This window comes from Lysinibacillus sp. ACHW1.5, from assembly GCF_022014815.1.
Lineage (GTDB): Bacteria > Bacillota > Bacilli > Bacillales_A > Planococcaceae > Lysinibacillus > Lysinibacillus capsici.
This window is the reverse complement of record NZ_CP091777.1, coordinates 1,005,123-1,025,902: the sequence shown is the minus strand read 5'-3', so window position 1 is coordinate 1,025,902 and position 20,780 is coordinate 1,005,123. Positions and strand designations below refer to the sequence as shown.

Annotated in this window: 17 protein-coding genes; all 17 read right to left on the bottom strand. The window is 38.5% G+C overall.

Annotation, left to right across the window (positions count from 1 at the left end; translation table 11 throughout):
* Positions 1-67: 67 nt before the first annotated feature.
* The 17 genes from ffh to sdaAB all read right to left on the bottom strand — a co-directional run bounded on the left by ffh (position 68) and on the right by sdaAB (position 20,567).
* Positions 68-1,426, bottom strand: a complete 1,359-nt coding sequence (ffh, locus tag L6W14_RS04705) for a signal recognition particle protein (RefSeq protein ID WP_048391641.1) — start codon at positions 1,424-1,426, stop codon at positions 68-70.
* 12 nt (positions 1,427-1,438) lie between these two features.
* On the bottom strand, positions 1,439-1,774 hold the full coding sequence (locus L6W14_RS04700) for a putative DNA-binding protein (protein ID WP_054550507.1): 336 nt from the start codon (positions 1,772-1,774) through the stop codon (positions 1,439-1,441).
* Between the two features lie 300 nt (positions 1,775-2,074).
* Positions 2,075-3,340, bottom strand: a complete 1,266-nt coding sequence (gene ftsY, locus L6W14_RS04695; RefSeq protein WP_237899648.1) for a signal recognition particle-docking protein FtsY — start codon at positions 3,338-3,340, stop codon at positions 2,075-2,077.
* Positions 3,337-6,918: a chromosome segregation protein SMC gene (gene smc, locus L6W14_RS04690; protein ID WP_131521911.1), complete on the bottom strand. Its 3,582-nt coding sequence runs from the start codon at positions 6,916-6,918 to the stop codon at positions 3,337-3,339. The genes ftsY and smc overlap by 4 nt, the downstream gene beginning before the upstream one ends.
* Before the next feature lie 3 nt (positions 6,919-6,921).
* A complete protein-coding gene (gene rnc, locus L6W14_RS04685) occupies positions 6,922-7,686 on the bottom strand; it encodes a ribonuclease III (RefSeq protein ID WP_004269416.1) in 765 nt (254 codons plus the stop codon).
* 388 nt (positions 7,687-8,074) lie between these two features.
* Positions 8,075-8,311 (bottom strand): acyl carrier protein, encoded by a 237-nt coding sequence (acpP, locus tag L6W14_RS04680; RefSeq protein WP_009371143.1) that lies wholly within the window; start codon positions 8,309-8,311, stop codon positions 8,075-8,077.
* A 58-nt stretch (positions 8,312-8,369) separates the two neighbouring features.
* The gene (fabG, locus tag L6W14_RS04675; RefSeq protein WP_054550504.1) at positions 8,370-9,116 is read right to left on the bottom strand and encodes a 3-oxoacyl-[acyl-carrier-protein] reductase; all 747 of its coding nucleotides are present in this window, start codon (positions 9,114-9,116) and stop codon (positions 8,370-8,372) included.
* The gene (gene fabD, locus L6W14_RS04670; RefSeq protein ID WP_004269419.1) at positions 9,109-10,062 is read right to left on the bottom strand and encodes an ACP S-malonyltransferase; all 954 of its coding nucleotides are present in this window, start codon (positions 10,060-10,062) and stop codon (positions 9,109-9,111) included. The genes fabG and fabD overlap by 8 nt, the downstream gene beginning before the upstream one ends.
* Before the next feature lie 18 nt (positions 10,063-10,080).
* The gene (gene plsX, locus L6W14_RS04665) at positions 10,081-11,073 is read right to left on the bottom strand and encodes a phosphate acyltransferase PlsX (protein WP_048391651.1); all 993 of its coding nucleotides are present in this window, start codon (positions 11,071-11,073) and stop codon (positions 10,081-10,083) included.
* 2 nt (positions 11,074-11,075) lie between these two features.
* Positions 11,076-11,648 (bottom strand): transcription factor FapR, encoded by a 573-nt coding sequence (gene fapR / locus L6W14_RS04660; RefSeq protein ID WP_004269421.1) that lies wholly within the window; start codon positions 11,646-11,648, stop codon positions 11,076-11,078.
* Positions 11,649-11,780: 132 nt separating this feature from the next.
* The gene (gene recG / locus L6W14_RS04655) at positions 11,781-13,826 is read right to left on the bottom strand and encodes an ATP-dependent DNA helicase RecG (RefSeq protein WP_237899640.1); all 2,046 of its coding nucleotides are present in this window, start codon (positions 13,824-13,826) and stop codon (positions 11,781-11,783) included.
* A 133-nt stretch (positions 13,827-13,959) separates the two neighbouring features.
* The gene (locus tag L6W14_RS04650) at positions 13,960-15,063 is read right to left on the bottom strand and encodes a mandelate racemase/muconate lactonizing enzyme family protein (protein WP_083225383.1); all 1,104 of its coding nucleotides are present in this window, start codon (positions 15,061-15,063) and stop codon (positions 13,960-13,962) included.
* 33 nt (positions 15,064-15,096) lie between these two features.
* Positions 15,097-16,248, bottom strand: coding sequence for a M20 metallopeptidase family protein (locus L6W14_RS04645; protein ID WP_237899638.1), 1,152 nt, complete (start codon positions 16,246-16,248; stop codon positions 15,097-15,099).
* Between the two features lie 12 nt (positions 16,249-16,260).
* Complete coding sequence (locus L6W14_RS04640; RefSeq protein WP_237899636.1) at positions 16,261-17,664, bottom strand: YfcC family protein; 1,404 nt, start codon at positions 17,662-17,664, stop codon at positions 16,261-16,263.
* A 296-nt stretch (positions 17,665-17,960) separates the two neighbouring features.
* On the bottom strand, positions 17,961-18,821 hold the full coding sequence (locus tag L6W14_RS04635; protein ID WP_131521916.1) for a LysR family transcriptional regulator: 861 nt from the start codon (positions 18,819-18,821) through the stop codon (positions 17,961-17,963).
* A 160-nt stretch (positions 18,822-18,981) separates the two neighbouring features.
* The gene (gene sdaAA / locus L6W14_RS04630) at positions 18,982-19,890 is read right to left on the bottom strand and encodes an L-serine ammonia-lyase, iron-sulfur-dependent, subunit alpha (RefSeq protein WP_131521917.1); all 909 of its coding nucleotides are present in this window, start codon (positions 19,888-19,890) and stop codon (positions 18,982-18,984) included.
* Positions 19,891-19,904: 14 nt separating this feature from the next.
* Positions 19,905-20,567 carry an L-serine ammonia-lyase, iron-sulfur-dependent subunit beta gene (sdaAB, locus tag L6W14_RS04625; protein ID WP_004269429.1) on the bottom strand — a complete coding sequence of 221 codons (663 nt, stop codon included), beginning with the start codon at positions 20,565-20,567 and terminating at the stop codon, positions 19,905-19,907.
* Positions 20,568-20,780 lie beyond the last annotated feature (213 nt).

Below are 20,780 nucleotides of genomic sequence, written 5' to 3'. Positions count from 1 at the left end.
CACAAGATAGTATATTATCAATGTTTAGGTTGTTTGTAAAGTGTTTTTTCTTAACACCTAAAAATTATTATTTAAACAATGAATCAAAGCCTGGTAATTTCATTTTTTTCTTCCCTTTACCACTTGCCATTCCAGTCATTTGTTTCATCATTTTTTTCATTTCATCGAATTGTTTAATGAGACGATTCACCTCTTGAATAGATGTCCCAGAGCCTTTCGCAATACGCTTTTTACGGCTACCATTAATGATTTCTGGGTTGGTCTTTTCAGCAGGCGTCATCGAGTAAATAATGGCCTCTACACGCCCCATTTGCTTATCATCAACTTTTACATTATCTAAGCCTTTGATTTTGTTAGCACCTGGTAGCATTTTTAAAATTTCATCAAGAGGGCCCATTTTCTTGACTTGCTGTAATTGCTCGACAAAATCATCAAAAGTGAATGTTTGAGATTTAAACTTTTCCTCTAATTCTTTGGCCTTGGCTTCATCTACATTTGCCTGAGCTTTCTCGATAAGGGACAGAACATCGCCCATACCTAATATACGAGAGGCCATACGCTCTGGATGGAATGGCTCAAGCGCATCCATTTTTTCGCCCATCCCGACAAATTTAATTGGTTTTTGCGTCACAGAACGGATAGATAATGCAGCACCACCACGCGTATCACCGTCAAGTTTTGTTAAAACAACCCCAGTAATACCGATTGCCTCATTAAAGCTTTCTGCTACATTGACTGCATCTTGACCCGTCATGGCATCAACAACTAGGAAAACCTCATCTGGCTCTTTTAATGCACGAATATCCTTTAACTCTTGCATTAGGTCTTCATCGATATGAAGTCGACCAGCTGTATCAATAATCACTACATCATGATGCTCTTCCTTTGCCAATTCAATTGCCTGACGTGCAATTTCTACAGGAGATACCTCAGTACCTAGCGCAAAAACAGGTAGTGATAACTGTTTTCCTAATGTTTGTAATTGTTGGACAGCTGCTGGACGATAAACGTCAGCGGCAACTAATAATGGTTTACGATTATATTTTTTTCGTAGAACATTTGCCAATTTACCTGTAGTGGTCGTTTTACCCGCACCTTGTAGACCGACCATCATAATGACAGTGGGTGGCTTCGTATTAAACTTAATGGGACTTTGTTCGCCCCCCATTAATTCTGTTAGTTCATCCTGTACAATTTTAATAACTTGCTGACCTGGTGTTAAACTTTGCATAACATCAACACCGACAGCACGTTCACTTACCTTTTTCACGAATTCTTTGACTACTTTTAAGTTAACATCCGCCTCGATTAAAGCAAATCGGACTTCTCGCATCATTTCTTTAACGTCTTGCTCTGATACTTTCCCTTTGCCTTTAATCTTTTGGATCGTTCCTTGGAGTCGTTCCGCTAATCCTTCAAAAGCCATTGCTTTCGCCTCCTAATCCCATTCTTTCAACTGCTCAATAAGTGCTAGCTGCTCTTCAGCTGTCATACTTTTTTCTGTAATCCCCTGTGTTAGCTGTAACAGCATTTGGGTACGTTGTTGAAATTTTTCAAGTAAACATAATTTTTCTTCATATTCCTCAAGCATCGCTTCAGTTCGACGAATATTATCGTAAACAGCTTGGCGTGAAACACCATACGATTCAGCGATTTCTCCTAGAGAGTTATCATCCAAATAGTATAGCTCCATATAACTTCTTTGCTTATCTGTTAATAATGCTTGATAAAAGTCGAAGAGAAAGTTCATGCGTGTTGTTTTTTCAAGTAGCATCGAATGTTTCTCCTCCCGCTATTAGTCATTTGTATCATAACGAAAAGCGCCCGTCTGTGTCAAGGTAATCTCCTTGTCTAAAAACCTAAATTGCAGCTTTCAGGCATTTTTTGCCTTTGGCTAGTATTACGCTTTTAAACAAGTCAATTATCCTATACACAATCGAGCGTTTTTATCTATTATGTGTCAGTGTCATTTTATCCAATTTTGTTCAAAAACTGAAGCAAACTAAGCATCCAGCTTTCTCAATAGAAGACATACATGGCAATCAATTTAAAACTATTCAGCCACTGTTAGCTGTTACTCATCATTATTTTGTAGTTCCTTATCCAAACCATCAGCAAATAATCCATAGACATATCTTTCTGCATCAAATGGCTGTAAATCATCCATTTTCTCACCAAGACCCACAAATTTCACAGGAATGTGCAGCTTGTTACGAATAGCAAGAACAATACCCCCTTTAGCAGTACCGTCTAACTTTGTTAAAACAATCCCTGTCACATTCGTTGCCTCTTTAAATGTTTGTGCTTGAACAAGCGCATTTTGACCAGTTGTTGCATCTAATGCTAATAATACTTCATGTGGAGCATTTGGAATTTCACGTGAAATAACACGATGAACTTTTTCAAGCTCATTCATTAGGTTCACTTTGTTCTGCAAGCGTCCCGCTGTATCACAAATCAACACATCTGCTTTTCTGTTTTTTGCTGCACGAATCGCATCATACATGACTGCCGCCGGGTCAGAGCCTTCTGATTGTTTAATAACCTCACAACCAACACGATCTCCCCATACTTGTAATTGATCAATAGCACCTGCACGGAACGTATCACCCGCAGCTAATACAACCGTTTTCCCTTGAGATTTTAAACGGTGTGCTAGCTTACCTATCGTTGTTGTTTTCCCAACACCATTTACGCCAACAAATAGAATAACAGTTAGTTCACCATCTGGCTGCATAGTTAGTTCAATTAAATCTTCTTCACCTTGCTCATAAATTTCGACAAGCTTCTCAGAAATCACTGCTTGGATGCCATTTGTATCTTTAATATTTTTACGTTGCACTTCATAACGCAGTTTATCCATAAGTTCCATGACTGTTTCAAATCCGACATCAGCCTGTAATAGTAAGTCCTCTAATTCTTCAAAGAAATCCTCATCCACTTTACGATAGCGTGCCACAAGGTCATTCACTTTTGATGTAAAAGAATTACGTGTTTTTTCAAGACCAGCCTTGAATTTTTGTGTTATTGACCAAGCAGAAGGCTTTTTCTCTTCCAGTTGTTCATCCTCTACTACTGCTAGCTCCTGAACATCTAGCTGTGCTTCTTCTATTTCAGGCGAGGCCTCGGCTTCCACTTCTTTCACAATCTCCATTTCTGGTGATTCTTCATCTTGTTCAGACACTTTTAGATCAACGGTCTCAATGGCAGCAGGTTCGTTTGATTCTTTAAGCTCTGGCTCCGAATGGTCAGATTCCTGTTCTTTGTCGGTTGCGTCTAGCTTCTCTTCCTCTGCTGGATTACCCATTAATTTATCTTTTAAACGTTTAAAAAAACTCATGCTTGTTCGCTCCTTTGCTCCGCAAGTACGGGTTCATCTTCTAGTTTTACTGATACAAGTTTCGACACACCTGATTCTTGCATGGTTATACCATACAAGACATCAGCTCCCTCCATTGTTCCTTTACGATGAGTAATCACAATGAATTGTGTGTCGAGACTAAACTTTTTCAAATACTGGCTATAACGCACAACATTCGCCTCATCTAAAGCCGCCTCTACTTCATCCAGAATACAAAATGGTACAGGTCGAATATTTAAAATGGAGAATAGCAAAGCAATGGCTGTAAGTGCACGCTCACCACCAGAAAGCAAACTTAAATTCTGCAATTTTTTTCCTGGAGGCTGTGCCACAATTTCAATACCTGTTTCCAATAAATTTTGTGGGTCAATTAAAACCAAATCAGCTTGTCCCCCACCAAACAATTCACGGAAAACACGTTTAAATTGCTCTCTAATAGCATAAAACGTTTCACTAAAGCGCAACGTCATTTCTTCATCCATTTCTTTGATTGCTTCATGTAATGTTTCCTGTGCAGCAAGCAAGTCCTCCCGTTGTTCAGTTAAGAAAGTATGACGTTCTAGTACTCTATCATATTCCTCAATCGCACTTAAATTAACAGGTCCTAGCTCTTCAATGGATCTTTTTAACAATTTAACACGTCTTCGCACAAACTCTTCATCTTCTATTGCCAGAGCTTCTTTTTCAGCCTCTTCGAATGTTAACTGATAATTTTCTTCGAGTTGTTCGATAAAATTATCCATTTCAAATTCTACACGATTACGTTTTAACTCATTGGCACGAATTGCTTCAAGGTATCCTTTATGAATACGTTGCAGTTCCTTGAGTTGTTCTTCCAATGTAGAGAGTTCTTGTTGTTGTCCTATTTTCTGCTCTTTCTTTTCAGAAATAGTCTCTTGTAAGGCATCTCTTCTTGCTTTCCATGTCGCAACCTGTTCCTCAACCTCTTCATCACTTAAATGATTTGTCGATTCATCAGATTGCAGCCACATTATTTCCTGAGAAATATTTTTAACTTTTTGTTGTGCTTTGTTTAATTGTAGTGCCAGTTCAGCAGTTGTAATTTGAACTTGGGACATTTGTTCTTGCATAACCGCTAACTGTGAACGCTTTTCGGCAAGCTGTTCTCGTAAGACGTCTTTCTCTGTCTCCCCTTGTAACTTTACCTTACTTAATTGTTCGACAGTTTCATTGATTTCGACAAGCTCTATGGCAAGGGTATTTAAGCGCTCCTCTGCTGCTTGTTTTTGTGTTAACAATGCTTCCTCACGTGTTTTTACATCCTTTGTTTCAGTTGAAGCAAAGGTTACTCTGGCTGATAAGCTGTTTTCAACGACTTCTAGCTCACGAATACGACTTGACTGTTGCATCTCATCTTTTCGTAATTGCTCTCCTTCAAGCTTTAATTGCTCTACTTGATCTCGCAGTACCGCAAGCTTCTCTTTTTCGGCTGCAACAGCCTGTTCTGCACTATAAATGGAGGCCTGTAACGATTCTAGCTTAATGATTAAATCATCTAACTCAGCTTTTCTTGTAAAGAGTGAGGATTGCTGTTTCAGTGCACCACCTGTTAAGGAACCCCCTGCATTAACAATATCTCCTTCAAGAGTGACAACTCGGTATCGGAAACCACATAATCGGGCAATTTGACTTGCGCCTTCTAAATTTGATGCCACAATGACATTACCTAAAAGATTTTCAACAATTGTTCGATTGTCTTCGTTAAAAGTGACAAGTGCATCTGCCATTTGAATAAAGGCAGGATGTTCAGTTGCTAGCTGAATAGTTCCTGGATTAATTTTGCGTGATTTCATGACTGTTTTCGGTAAAAAAGTAGCACGTCCAGCCCGTTTTTGTTTTAACCAGTGAATGGCCTGTTGCGCATGACGCTCATTGGTTGTGACAATATGTTGAGAGGCAGCACCTAAAGCTGTTTCAATCGCTTGCGAATACTTTCCTTCAACTTGGATTAACTCTGCTACAGCACCCTCAATACCTTGTAAATCACCTTTATCTCGAGCAAGCAAAACTTCTTTAACACCTTGGAAGAACCCAGAAAAATCAGCTTCGAGTTCAGCTAATGTATCTTTTCTAGCCTTTAGTTGTTGTTGGTGTTGATACGCTTTGTACAACATATCCTGCTTTTCAGCAAAGGAAATATTGACATTTTTTAACTGTATTTGTAAGGTTTCATGTTGCTCTATTTTTTTCTGTAAATCATTGGTTGTTAAGGCATGTTCAACCACTAGCTTTTCTTTTTCAGCAATGATTTGCATAAGCTCTTGTCCAATTTCATCTGTTTGATCGGACATTTTTGCCGCCATTGCCTTTTGTTGAGCTAATTGCTGATCGATATTTTTCAATTCGTTCTTGACTGTTGCTTCTTCATTTAATGAATCAATATATCGATTTTTATAGTCTTCTATTTCTTCCTCGATTTCTGTCACAGATCGATTTAATGATTGCTCTAACTGCTTGATGCTCTGCTTTAATACTGATACGGCTTGTTGCTTCTCAGAGAACACTTCTTTTTTCTCCTGTTCTTGAACCAGGAGTAATTCTACTTCTGCCTTAGCCTCTTGTAATGTTGTATTCAGTTGTAGTAGTTGATTCGATGCATTTTGGCGTTTTTCAGCCATTAATGCCTTACGACCATCCCAACGCTCTACCTCCATAGTGGCATTGACAAGCTCAGCCTGCGAAACATCCAAGTAATCATCTAGATCTTTTAATAGCTTACGTATATTAGCGGTCTGTTTATCAATCATTGAAATATTTTGAGCTTGTTCTAGCTCTGTTGCAGAAAGCTCCGTAAATTCCTCTTTAAGCGCATGCAAAGATTGTGCACAATTTCTAAAATCATGCACAAGAATTGCAATATCAAAATCCTTTAGCTCAGAAGACATTTGTACATAATCTCTTGCACTAGATGCCTGCATTTCAAGCGGCTCTAATCGGTTGTCTAATTCATGGAGAATGTCTAATACACGATACAAATTTTCATCTGTTTCAACAAGCTTATGTTCAGCTTTTTTCTTTCTTATTTTATACTTTAAAACGCCAGCTGCCTCTTCAAAAATAGAACGACGGTCATCAGGTCGACTATTTAATATTTCATCAACACGACCTTGAGAAATAATTGAAAATGCCTCTTTCCCAAGTCCTGAATCCATAAACAAGTCCGTAATATCCTTCAGGCGACACTGTTGGTTATTTAATAAATATTCACTATCACCTGAACGGTATACGCGTCTTGTTACACTGACTTCTGTATAAGAAAAAGCAAGTTGCTCGTCAGTATTATCTAAAATAAGTGTTACCTCTGCAAAGTTGAGTGGCTTACGAGAGTCACTCCCAGCGAAAATAACATCTTCCATCTTTGCTCCACGTAACGACTTTGCCGATTGCTCCCCAAGTACCCAACGAATCGCATCTGTGACATTACTTTTTCCACTGCCATTTGGTCCAACAACGGCTGTAACACCAGGTACAAAATCAATTCCAATGCGTTCCGCAAAAGATTTAAAGCCAATCACTTCTAGTCGTTTTAGGAACATCTATTAAGCCTCCTCTTTTGCAGCTTCTTCACGCATCATCCGCATTGCACATTGTGCAGCTTGCTGCTCGGCTTCTTTTTTTGATTTTCCACGACCAATACCAAGCTCTTGTCCATTTAATAATACGCTTGATACAAAGGTACGATTATGTGCTGGGCCCTTTTCATCGATAATCTCATAATGAAGAAGTCCATTATTCGTTTGCTGTACCATTTCTTGCAATTGACTTTTAAAATCCATCACATGCGAAAAAGCACCTACTTCTACTTTTGGGAACACGACTCGTTCTAAAAATGACACGACCGTCTGTAAATCTTGATCTAAATAGAGTGCACCTACAAATGACTCAAAGACATCTGCAAGCAACGCTGGACGTTCCCGACCACCTGTTAATTCTTCACCTTTTCCAAGTAATACAAAGCGTCCAAAGCCTAGCTCGTTAGCAAAAATCACTAGTGATGGCTCACATACAATGGAAGCTCTTAGCTTTGTTAACTCACCCTCGCTCATATTTGGGTATTTCTCAAAAAGATATTTAGAAACAGACAGTTCAAGTACTGCGTCTCCTAAAAATTCAAGACGCTCATTATCCGTAAATAATTTACGGCGATGCTCATTCACATAAGATGAATGCGTGAATGCTTGATACAATAAATTTTTATTAATAAATGTGATATTTAATTCATGCTGTAACAGCTCAAATTGGTTGCGTACTTTTTCAGGAAGTACGCCAGATTTCTGCATAGTTCCTTTTCTTTTCATAGCCATTGAACAAATCTGCCTTCCTAATAGTTTCTACCGTTTTAGTGTACCTTTTTCAGGGCGTTTATGCAAAAGTATTTCGGCTTAAACACAATGTTTTGGAAATTTTTCCGAAAATTCCTCTTCATACAGCATGCATCTCCCATGAGAGAGAAGTCTGAAGCTGACTGGTCATTAGATTTTTAACATAAAAAAGGGACGTTAATAGATCGAAAACCGATCCATTTCGTCCCCTTTAAATACATCTTCATTCATTGAATCTGCTCCTTCAAACAAGGGATGCAGAAAAAGTAATTTCTACTTTATTCAAGCTACCATAAAACCATTGTATGATTACGATGACCATTACACCATTAGAGGTGATCTATTTTCACTAAATAAAGTTTTAACGAAATTAGTTTAATTTACTTTCGATGTATGAGATTGCAGTACCTACTGTTGAGATTTTTTCAGCATCTTCATCAGAAATTTCCATATCGAATTCGTCTTCAAGCTCCATTACAAGCTCAACTACGTCTAATGAGTCAGCACCTAAATCATCACGGAAAGAAGCTTCAAGCGTTACTTCGCTTTCTTCCACACCTAAACGGTCCACGATTACTTTTGTTACGCGTTCTAATACTGTAGACAAATGATTCACCTCCCCTCAAATGATTATACAAAAAATCAGCTTATATGCCTAATTGAAATTACATAACCATACCGCCATCAATATGAAGCGTTTGTCCAGTCATATAATTTGCGTCCTCCGATGCAAGGAAAGCTACTGCTTTTGCGATATCCTCTGGCTGACCAAGTTTCGCAAGAGGAATCTGTGTTAGCATACCTTGTTTGATATCCTCTGGCAATTGTTCTGTCATTTCCGTTTCGATAAAACCTGGTGCAATAGCATTAACTAAAATATTACGAGAAGCTAATTCCTTTGCCGTCGTTTTCGTTAGTCCAATAACACCTGCTTTAGCCGCAACATAGTTGGCTTGACCAGCATTACCCGCTACACCAACGATGGAAGAAATATTAATAATGCGACCTGCACGTTGCTTCATCATTTGACGTGTGACTGCTTTTGTACAAAGGAAAACACCTTTAAGGTTCGTATTTAATACATCGTCCCATTCGTCTTCTTTCATACGCATGAGCAAGTTATCTCTTGTAATACCAGCATTATTCACTAAAATATCAAGAGAGCCGTATGTTTTCACAGCAGCATCCATTAATGCTGTCACTTCTTCTGTCTGAGAGACGCTAGCTTGTACAGCAATTGCTTCGCCACCGTTTTCTTGAATCATCGCTACTACTTCCTCTGCTTTTGCCTGAGAGCCACTATAGTTCACAACAACCTTAGCACCTTCTTCTGCAAGCTTTAAAGCAATAGCACGTCCAATCCCTCTTGAAGCTCCTGTTACAACAGCTACTTTTCCTTCTAATTTACGCATTAATTGACCACTCCTTCGACGCTTCTAAAACCGCTTCTAACGAAGCTTCATCATAAACACAATAAGTTGCAACAGAGCGATCAATTTTTTTCAAGAGACCGCTTAATACTTTACCAGGTCCACATTCGATAAAGACGTCAACACCTTGCGCAAGCATTTCACGCATAGAAGCTTCCCATTGAACAGCACTGTATACCTGTTCAACTAGCTCTTGTTGTATTGCTGCTACATCTTTTAATTCCTTCGCCATCACATTGCCAATTACAGGAATTTCAGGTGCAGATAAAGAAATCTCTGCCAATGCTGCTTGCAGTTTCTCTGAAGATGGACGCATTAAATCAGAGTGGAAGGGACCACTTACAACTAAAGGTATTGCTCGTTTTGCACCAGCTTCTTTGGCAGCAACACTTGCTTTATCCACACCTTCTTTAGTGCCCGAAATAACAATTTGTCCTGGACAATTCACATTAGCCACCTGAACAGAGTCACCTGATGCTGATACCTGCTCTGTTACCTCGTTCAATGCCTCTAGTTCCATTCCTAAAATTGCCGCCATTGCGCCTTGACCTGCTGGCACAGCTTCATTCATATAAAGACCTCGTTTATGCACGATTGACACAGCATCATCAAATGACATAACACCTGCTAACACCAATGCACCATATTCTCCAAGTGAATGACCCGCTGCGTAGTGTGGTTGAATACCTGCTGCACGTAACTTTTCAGCCACCATTACACCAGTAGTAAGTAGCGCTGGCTGTGCATGATATGTCAGTGTTAACTCTTCTGCTGGACCTTCTAACATTAATTTAGATAATTCAAATTGAAGAGCTTGATCTGCGCGATCATAAAATGCTTTACTTTCTGCAGCATTTTCAACAAACTCTTGACCCATTCCAACTACTTGTGAACCCTGTCCTGGAAAAATAAATGCTATTTTTGTCATTTGAATAATCCCCTTTGCTTAATCAATTTCTATGTGGCGTACTGTCTCCGTAATCGTCGAAATAACCGTATGCTCTACCATCGTATTGGCTTGTCGAATGGCACTGAAAATCGCTTTCGCATTTGATGATCCATGTGCCTTAATAACAGGTGCTTGTAAGCCAAACAATCCTGCGCCACCATACTCTGTATAGTCCATTTTATTTTTCAAGTCACGTAAATTATTTTTCATGAGCGCTGCTGAAATTTTCGTTTTCGTTGAAGACATAAAGGCCTCTTTTAACATAGAAAATAAAGCACCTGCTGTCCCTTCAATAGACTTCAACACCATATTTCCTGTAAAGCCATCTGTTACAACAACATCAGCTACTCCTTCAAGTAAATCACGAGCTTCTACATTTCCAATAAAATTCAAATCTGCTTCCTTCAATAATTCGAAGGCAGCTTTTGTTAATTCATTCCCTTTTTTATCCTCGGTACCGATATTTAATAAGCCAATTCGTGGTTTTTGCAAACCTCCAACCTTTTTAGCATAAATATCACCCATAATGGCATATTGCACTAAATGCTCTGGGCGAGCATCTGCATTTGCCCCTAAATCAAGCATCAAAAACCCTTTACCGTCTAATGTTGGTAGCGTTGTAGCTAATGCTGGTCTAGCTATTCCCTCAATGCGACCTACTTTAAATAGGCCACCCGCCATCAGGGCCCCTGTGTTCCCTGCAGAAAGGCAAGCATCTGCTTTACCCTCTTCTACTGCATCCATCATACGTGCCATGGAAGAATCCTTTTTTCTACGAACAGCACGGGCAGGATCATCAGTTCCTTCTACTGCTTCCTCACAATGTATAACCTTTAATCGATCATGTTGTTTTAAAAATGGTTCCAGCTTATCTTGATGACCATATAGTTGAATTTCTAAGTTTGGAATTTGCTCTAATGCTAAAAGTGCACCTTCAACAACTGACTTTGGTGCATTGTCTCCACCCATTCCATCAAGCGCTAATTTCATTGTTACTCACCTTTACCTTTCGTGCGGTACATATCAAACTCACCAACAAAAACGGTTTCACCATTAACGGTAGATGTTACCTCAACTTTTGTTCGATGTGTTTGTTCATCTCGTCCGATAACAATCGCTTTTGTAATAACACGATTTCCAGCTCGTACAGGTTTCACAAACGTAATATTGGAATGTACGGTTAGTGCTAGTTCGTCATCAATTACTGCAACCGCTAATGAATTTGCTTGCGCAAACAAATGATGCCCACGTGCGATGCCATTACGCTGAAAAACATGCTCTTCTTGTACATCAAAAATCGAGAGTGCTCGATGATCTAATTCAATATCTACTATCTCCCCAATTACCTCATCAATCGGGAGAGATTTTACTTCATTTTCATAGTTTTTTGAAGCAACATCTTTAATTCGCTCGCGTAATTCTGGTATTGATAATTCCATACGGTCTAAACGAATTGTTTGGACACTTACCTGAAACTGTGTTGCTAGCTGTTCATCTGTGACGAATGGATTTTCAGCTATCGTTTCAGATAGTAGTCGCTGTCGCTCTTTTTTCGTTCGTCTCAACTTCATTCGCCACCTTTTGAGTTGTTATTAGCACTTGGTACTAATATCAGTATATAGAGGTTAAAAAAAGAATGCAAGACTTGTTTTGAAATCAAGTACTTACATTCTTTCTGTGCTAACAAGCTTCTCAGATTAATCGAAGCGCTCTCCTTGTAAAACACCAGTATCTTCTAGCATTTTACGCAAGTATTGATAGTCGTCATCCTGCCAAAATGCTTTTGTTTCAAGCATCTCTGAGGCATCTTTTCTTGCGGTCTCCAATATACGATAATCATGTACTAAATCAGCTACTTTAAAATCAGGTAAACCACTTTGTTTTCTACCAAAAAAGTCTCCTGGTCCCCTTAATTCAAGATCTTTTTCAGCTAAACGGAAACCATCATTTGTTTCTGTCATCGATTGCATACGTTCTTTCCCCTCATCAGACTTAGGATCTGCAAGTAAAATACAGTATGATTGGTGCTCACCACGACCAACACGACCTCGAAGCTGATGCAGCTGCGCTAGGCCAAAGCGTTCAGCATCATAGACAAGCATAAAGGTAGCATTTGGTACATTTACACCTACCTCTACAACGGTTGTAGAAACTAAAACTTGAATAGTCCCTTCACTAAAAGCACGCATAACCGCATCTTTTTCATCAGCTGATAAACGTCCATGCATTAAACCGACATGATAACGATCTTTAAAGTAAGTCGCTAGCTGCTCATAAATTTCCACAGCATTCTGAACATCAAGCTTATCGGATTCCTCGATAAGCGGACAAATCGCATAGGCTTGTCTTCCAGCCGCTAACTCTAATTCTAGCTTAGATAAAACGGAGCCGAATTGTTCTTTCTTCATCCAATGCGTTTCAATCTGCTTACGCCCTGCTGGCATTTCATCAATCATCGATACGTCCATTTCCCCAAATGCAGTAATAGCTAATGTTCGTGGTATCGGGGTAGCTGTCATAAAAAGCACATCGGGATTCTCCCCTTTATCACGCAAAATACGTCGTTGCTCCACACCAAAGCGGTGCTGTTCATCCGTGATGACAAAGCCAAGTTTATGAAAAACAACATCTGGCTGGATTAGTGCATGTGTACCAATAACAATATCAAGATCTCCATTTGCCAAATCAGCTAAGATCACACGTCGCTCTTTTGTTTTAGTGGACCCGGATAAGAGTGCAACACGAACGCCAAATGGTTGGAACCATTCTTTCAAATTCTCTAAGTGCTGTTCTGCTAATATTTCAGTTGGTGCCATTAAGGCTCCTTGAAAACCTGCTGTTACGGCTGCATATAGCCCTATTGCTGCTACAACGGTTTTACCCGAACCTACATCCCCTTGTAGCAAGCGATTCATTCGATGCGGCTCCTTCAAATCCTTACAAATTTCATTCACCACGCGTTTTTGAGCATTCGTTAATTCATAGGGTAAGGAAGCGATAAAATCTCGTAACTTATGCACATTAAATTGAATAACTGTACCGTGTTCACTATCCTTCCTTATTTTCCGTAAAGCTTGAATACGCAATTGGAAGTTTAATAGCTCCTCATAGGCAAAGCGTCTCCTTGCTTGTTTAGCATGCCCAGCATCCAGTGGAAAATGAATACCCTCCAAGCCCTCTCTTATTGAAACAAGCTTATACGACTCTTGTAAATAATATGGAATGGTCTCTGGCAGTACTTCTCCACAATCGTCTAACACTTGTCGCATATATTTTCGAAATCTTTTTTGGGGGATCAAGCCTTTCAGACTATAGACAGGCTCAAAGTCAACTTGATCTGTTTTAGGACCAAATGTAACTGAAGTGCCATTGATTACTTGTCTACCTCGATCCCATTTACCAGTCACCGTAATAATGGAACCAGGTACAAGCTTTTGCTTTAAATAGCCCTGATTGAAAAATACGACTTTTACTAAATGTCTTCCTGCTAAAACAGTTACTTGGAGTCTTGACTTATTACGACCTAAAAATAAAATCGTAGGCTCCCGCTCCACCTTACACTCAACTGTAACCCGTTCGTTATGTGGTGTTTGCGCTAAATCTTTTAAACGAAAATCTTCATGTCGATGTGGGAACGTCCATAATAAATCAGCTATTGTATTGATTCCTAGTGATTCAAGATGGGCTGCTGTTTCTTTCCCGACGCCTTTTAATTCATTGACGGGTCCATATAATTCAGTCATCTTATCCCACAACTCCCTTCATTGATTGTTTATGTAGTGTTATACTCTCTCTATCTAATGTACCATAAATTATTTCCCTAACCCTACACATAAGCAAAAACCCTACCAATGATTGATAGGGTTAAACTTTTGATTATTTAATTTCACAGGAGAAACATGTAATTTCTTTCACATATTGCTCATCAACTTCTATTCCTAATCCAGCTTTATCACTTAACTGCAGGATGTCTTTATAGTATGTAACATTTGCCACATCTTTTACAAACATTAATGGTCCGACCATCTCGTTTGTATGGATAATCGACTTACTGATGGCTAGGTGTGCCCCAGCCATTGTTCCGATTGCTGATTCAACCATAGAGCCAACTTGGCAAGGCATCTCTGCAGCCTCCGCAAGACTTGCAAGCGCTAAAGCTGGATAGATTCCACCTGATTTCATTAATTTTATATTTAGCATATCGGCAGCACGCATTTCTATGACATCGACTAAATCATAAATATTATGAACACCTTCGTCTACCATAATACTACAAGGTGAAAGGGCTCTGATTTCTTTTAACGCTCTTAAATCATGTGCTTTTACAGGTTGCTCGTACCAGTCTACATGACAAGCTGTAGTTTCTCTTATTACTTTTAGTGTCTCCATTCTATTCCAACCTTGATTGGCATCTACTCGCAGTTGCACCTCCTCACCTATTGCTTCTCTTACCGCACGAATACGAGCAATATCTAAATCAGCATTTGTACCAACCTTTATTTTAATATTACGGAAACCCGATTTTACAAATTCACTTGCATCTTTAGCCATTTCCTCAGGACTCTTAATGCTAATCACTCTTGGTACCTGTAATTCCTCATGTGCTTTTCCACCAATTAATTGATAAACTGGTTGACCAGTCATTTTCCCCATCAAATCGTAGAGTGCAATGTCCAATGCGGCTTTTGCTGAAGGGACTCCATCAATTTTTTCATTAAACTTTTTATGGATACGGTCTACTGCAAATGGATCTTCATCAATCAGTAATGGTGCTAGTTCATGTTTAATAACGTGATACGTGCTCTCCCAAGTTTCACCCGTCACATTTTGATCAGGCACAGCTTCACCCCAGCCAACTACACCCTCATCCGTCTCGATTCTGGTAAGAATAGTTGGCATATCATCTAAATGAACATAAGAAATAACGAAGGGTTCCTTTAATTGTAAACGTGCTGCAAACACTTCAATCTTTTTTATCACGATGTAAAACTCCTTTTCGTATAAATAGTCTGATTATTTATGTTGCAAGATAATATTTATAAATAGTTGAATCGCATCAGGGAAAACATCTTCATCTAGATCAAATCGTGGATGATGATGTGGATATTGGCTTTTTTCACCACCCATACCTACAAAAACAAATGCTCCAGGCTTATGTTGTAAATAATAAGAAAAATCTTCTCCACCCATGACTGGTTCGACTACCTTAAATGCGGTATCTCCGAATTGTTCCCGTACAATCGATTCAATAAATCGTGATTGTGTTGGATCATTGACGAGCGGAGGTGTTCCTAAAATAAAATCGATTTTTCCTTCTGCTCCAAATGCTCGGCAAATCCCTTCTGTTAAACTTACCATTTTCGATTTAATGATTTTTACAGTGTTCGGTGTCAATGCTCTGATCGTTCCAGTTAATTTTGCCGTATCAGGAATAATATTATAAGTGGTTCCCGCTTGTATATTACCAACTGTAATGACACCCGCATCGATAGGATTGACATTTCTACTTATGATACTTTGAAAAGCTTGCATTAAATGGCTAGCTATATAAATAGGATCAATTGTTTCATGTGGCATCGAACCATGACCACCATACCCTTGAATGATAATTTCAAAATCATCAATAGAAGCCATCATCGGTCCATGTGTTAAACCTATCTTCCCTTTCTCTAAACCTTGCCATAAGTGAATGCCAAAAATAGCATCTATATCTTCCAACACACCTTTTTGAATTAATAAATCAGCGCCACTTGGGGTGATTTCCTCTGCTGATTGAAATATAAGCTTGATATTCGGCTCGATTTTCTCTCTATTTAAGCTTATCCATGTTGCAACTGCTAATAAAATCGCTGTATGACCATCATGGCCACACATATGAGCAACACCTTGCCTGTCTGAAATGTACGGTTTGTCTCCCTCTTCTTTTATAGGTAAGGCATCTATATCGGCACGTAATGCAATAGTTTTTGTTCCCTTTGTCCCTTTTATAAACGCCACTACACCTGGAGGTTCATAATCTAGAATTTCTATATCTAACTCCTCTAGTCTTTTACGAATAAACTCACTTGTTTCGTATTCTTCACCAGAAAGCTCTGGGTATTGGTGCAGATGACGGCGATCCTCTATTGCCTTTTCTGCTAATTTTTTTATATTCATTATTTCCATTGTTAAACTCCTTTAGAAAGGTCCGTATTGTATGACTTGTGCAATAATGAGCGATATTACCGCAACTGTTACTTGAATAAGCATAAACGGAAAAATCCACTTTATCCATTTACCCCAAGGAATACCCGCAATTGATAATCCCGCCATTAAAAAACCTACTGTTGGGAATATAATATTCGACATACCATCGCCAAATTGATAGGCAAGTACGGCTGTTTGTCTTGTAACACCGATCATATCTGATAAAGGTGCCATAATTGGCATCGTTAAGGCAGCCTGTCCACTTCCTGATGGTACTAAAAAATTTAAAAATAACTGGAAGATAAACATCCCTACAGCATTTAGTGCAGGTGGAACTGAATCAAGCAATGCAGATGTGTAAAAGAGAATTGTATCAATTAATCCTGAGTTATTGAAAATCACTAAAATAGACTGAGCTAACCCAATGATAAGAGCGCCACCTACTAAATCACCTGCACCCTTCATAAATGAATTAGCAATATGCGAAGGTGATAATTTGCCAATAAGCCCCATTAAAATACCAAACAATAAAAATAAACCAGCTATTTCAGTAATGTACCAACCTAGTTTTACAACCCCGTACATTAATACGATAAAATTCAAAAGAAATGTAGCCATAACAAGCTTATGTCTTATTTCCATTTTCGAATTCCCCTGTACGAAATCACCCTCATCATTGCGAAAATTTCCATAAAAGCCGAGTTTAGGATTATTTTTCACTTTTCTTGCATAGCGATAAACATATATTGTTGCTACTGTGTATAAGACAATAAAAATGACAATTCGAAAAGCAATTCCTGAAAATAATGGCAAGCCCGCAATCTCTTGCGCTATTCCTACTGTAAACGGATTCATAACAGCTGCCGAAAATCCGACAGATGCACCAAGAATAACAATTGCAAAACCTGTAATTGCATCAAACCCTAGGGCAACAGCAAGCGGTGCAAGAATTCCTACATATACAATCGTTTCATCAGACATCCCCATTAATGACCCAGCACAGGCGAAAAACAACATTAATACTGGTATTATTAACATTTCGCGTTTTGCCATTTTTACAGATAGCATGGCGATAAAGGATTCTAATGCCCCTGTGGCTGATAGTATTCCAAAGGTACCTCCTACAATCAATACGAAGAAAATAATACTTGCTCCTTGCAGCATGCCTGAATGTACACTGCTAAAAATATCCAAAAATCCAATGGGGTTCATATCTGTAAAACTAAATGTCCCAGGTTGAATCACTTGACGTCCATTAACTTCTTCCCGTTGAAATGAACCAGCTGGAATAAAATACGTTAAAATGGATGATATAACAATAAGGCAAAAGATTAACACATAAACATTAATTCCTTTTTGTTGCTCTATTTCTTTATTAGCTATAAATTTACTCATCCGCCATCCTCCTTAGTTGAATCATTGAATAAAAACAAATTTTTATGTCCACTATCAATACGTAACATATCTCTCCAACATAAAAAGCCATCCCCTTTTTTTGAAATTTCCGTCTTATTTATTGTAATTGATAAAAAAATAAATAAAAAATTACTATTTTGAATAGTTACTATTGATAAATTTACATATAAATTCTTTGGGATACATCAAAAAAATTACAAATAAAAAGAACGTTACATCCCTGCGATTTCACCAGGCAGCAACATTCTTTTCATTCTTTTCGATATACAAACCAATTAAATTGTTTTCCATGTGTCTTTAACTAAATCAATAAATGTACTTACATTACTAAATGTTTTAGCATTTTGAGGAAAAATTAAATAAGTGGGTAACTTTTTAGGGAATCGGTACAGAACTTGAAGACTCCCTTTGGTTACCTCTTTTTGAATAATAATATCACTCAACAAGGCTAGACCCACTTGTTCCATTACTGCTCTCTTAATTGCTTCCTCGCTTCCAAATTCCACTATTGTTTGTGGCTTACACTTAATTTCTTGCAGGCAACTGACAATACACTCATCCATTCCATAGGTTATAAAGGGATAATCATCAAATATTTCCTGCACAGTACGATCCTTTATAATAAGTGGATTTCCAACCAATACTAAATCCTCTTCCTCCAATAAAATCCCCTCTACACCAGCGTAACTAGGGGATCCAGCTACAAAACCTATATCTGCTTGGTTTGAACTCACAAGTTTGGCTGTTTCTTTACTATTGGCACAAAGAAGTTTTAGGTTTACCTGAGGGTACTGTTTTAAAAACGAGCCGATAATATGTGATAAATAATAGCCGCAATAAAACTCTGGTGCAGCGATTGTCAAATGACCAAATGGCTTTTCGAAATTCTTCAAATCCTGTTCCATTTCTTCAATAATCCCAAATAATTGATCTGTATGTTCCTTTACTATTTTTCCTACTTGAGAAAGGAACATCTTCTTACCCATTCGATTAATTAAGATATGCCCTAACTCTTCCTCTAACGCTTTAATCTGTTGGCTAATTGTAGGCTGGCTATAATTAAGAATTTCAGCCGCTTTTGTAAAGTTGAGGTAAGTTGAAACAACATGAAATGTTTTCAAATTACGCAAATCCATCTCTATTCACGTCCCTGCTATATAATTAAGATAAATACATTTCCTTATTAAAATTTAATTATACTTAAATCGACTATGTACGTAAGAGGTTTTTTCTTTCCAGTAAGTTATCAACCAACATAAAAACATGCTACCTATTTAGATAGCATGTTTCTTATATTTATTGAAGTGCTTTAATGCTTTGTAAGCCACCATTTTCAAGAATGGCTTTACTGATCGCCTTACCAGTTGGTGTTGCTGCTAGACCGCCTCGTGCCGTCTCTTTAAGATTAGGACTCATAGATTGTCCAATGCGATACATAGCACCAATTACTTCATCACATGGAATACGACTTGTTACACCAGCAAGTGCCATATCCGCCGCTACAAGGGAGTTAGATGCACCCATAGCATTACGTTTGACACAAGGCACTTCAACCAAGCCAGCCACTGGATCACAAACAAGACCTAGCATGTTTTTTAGTGTAATGGCAAACGCTTCTGAACATTGCTGTGGTGTACCTCCAGCCATTTCGACAATAGCAGCGGCAGCCATACCTGCAGCTGAACCAACCTCAGCCTGACAACCACCCGCAGCCCCAGAGATGGAAGCGTTATTGGCTACCACAAATCCAAATGCTCCTGACGTAAATAAATAACGAATCATTTGCTCACGAGTTGGATTTAGTTTGTTTTTTACTGCAAACAGTGTTCCTGGCACTACACCTGCTGAACCTGCTGTTGGTGTTGCACAGATTGTTCCCATTGCAGCATTTACTTCATTAGTTGCAACCGCTTTACTTACTGCATCTAATAATAAATCACCTGAAAGTGACTTTCCTTGTGCAATATAATTTTGAAGTAATACGGCATCCCCACCAGTTAAACCTGTTACTGATTGCACACCTTGTAATCCACGTTCAATTGCTTCTTCCATCACTGTTAGATTTCGATCCATTTGCCGGATGATTTCTTCACGCGTTCTACCAGTTATCAATATTTCTTGTTCAATCATAATTTCTGATATTAATTTATCTTCTTTCTCTGCTCGTTCAACAAGTTCCCGAACATTATGAAATAAAACGTCCATCACAGGACACCTCCTTAGTTATTAATTTTCGAGACCTTTGTAATATATGGAATTAAAGATATTTGCTGTAGCACCTTATCCTCAATGTTTTGATCAACTTCAATTACCATTAAAGCAGTTAAGCCACGTTCGATACGTGATACCTCCATATGCCCAATGTTGACTTCATGCATCGCCAAGCAATTGGCTACATTGGCAATACAGCCAGCACGATCATCATGAACAACAAGAATAGCTGGCATACCACCAGTTAAACGTAATTTAAAGCCATTGACTTCACTGACTTCAATTTTTCCGCCACCAATTGAAATACCGACTACTGACATTTCCCCTTCATCGTCTCCAATGACAAGTCGAGCCGTATTTGGATGCTCGGTATTAGCTGTTTCAGGAATGAATTCGTATTCTAATCCTGCTTTTTTAGCATCTTCAAATGCCGTTTTAATACGATCATCAAATGTATCGTAATTTAATAAGCCTCCTACAATCGCAACATCTGTACCATGCCCTCTATACGTTTCTGCAAACGATCCATATAAATGAATTTTTGCCCATTTAGGTTGTCTACCAAATAAATCCCTTGCAACACGCCCGATGCGAGCTGCTCCTGCCGTATGAGAGGAGGAGGGCCCAATCATGACTGGTCCAATAATATCAAATACTGAAGTAAACTTCATACAAACACCCCTCTATTCTATCCGTATAATAATATTTATTTTTATTTATATCATGCTTGATAGTTACTATAAAAGTAAAGCATTTAATTTATCAACTTTCAGAAAATTACCACTACTATAATTTATAGTAAATATTTATGCTTATTTATTGTCCGTACCATATATACACAACTACGAAAGCGTTGACATTCCAATATTTCCAAATTTTATATC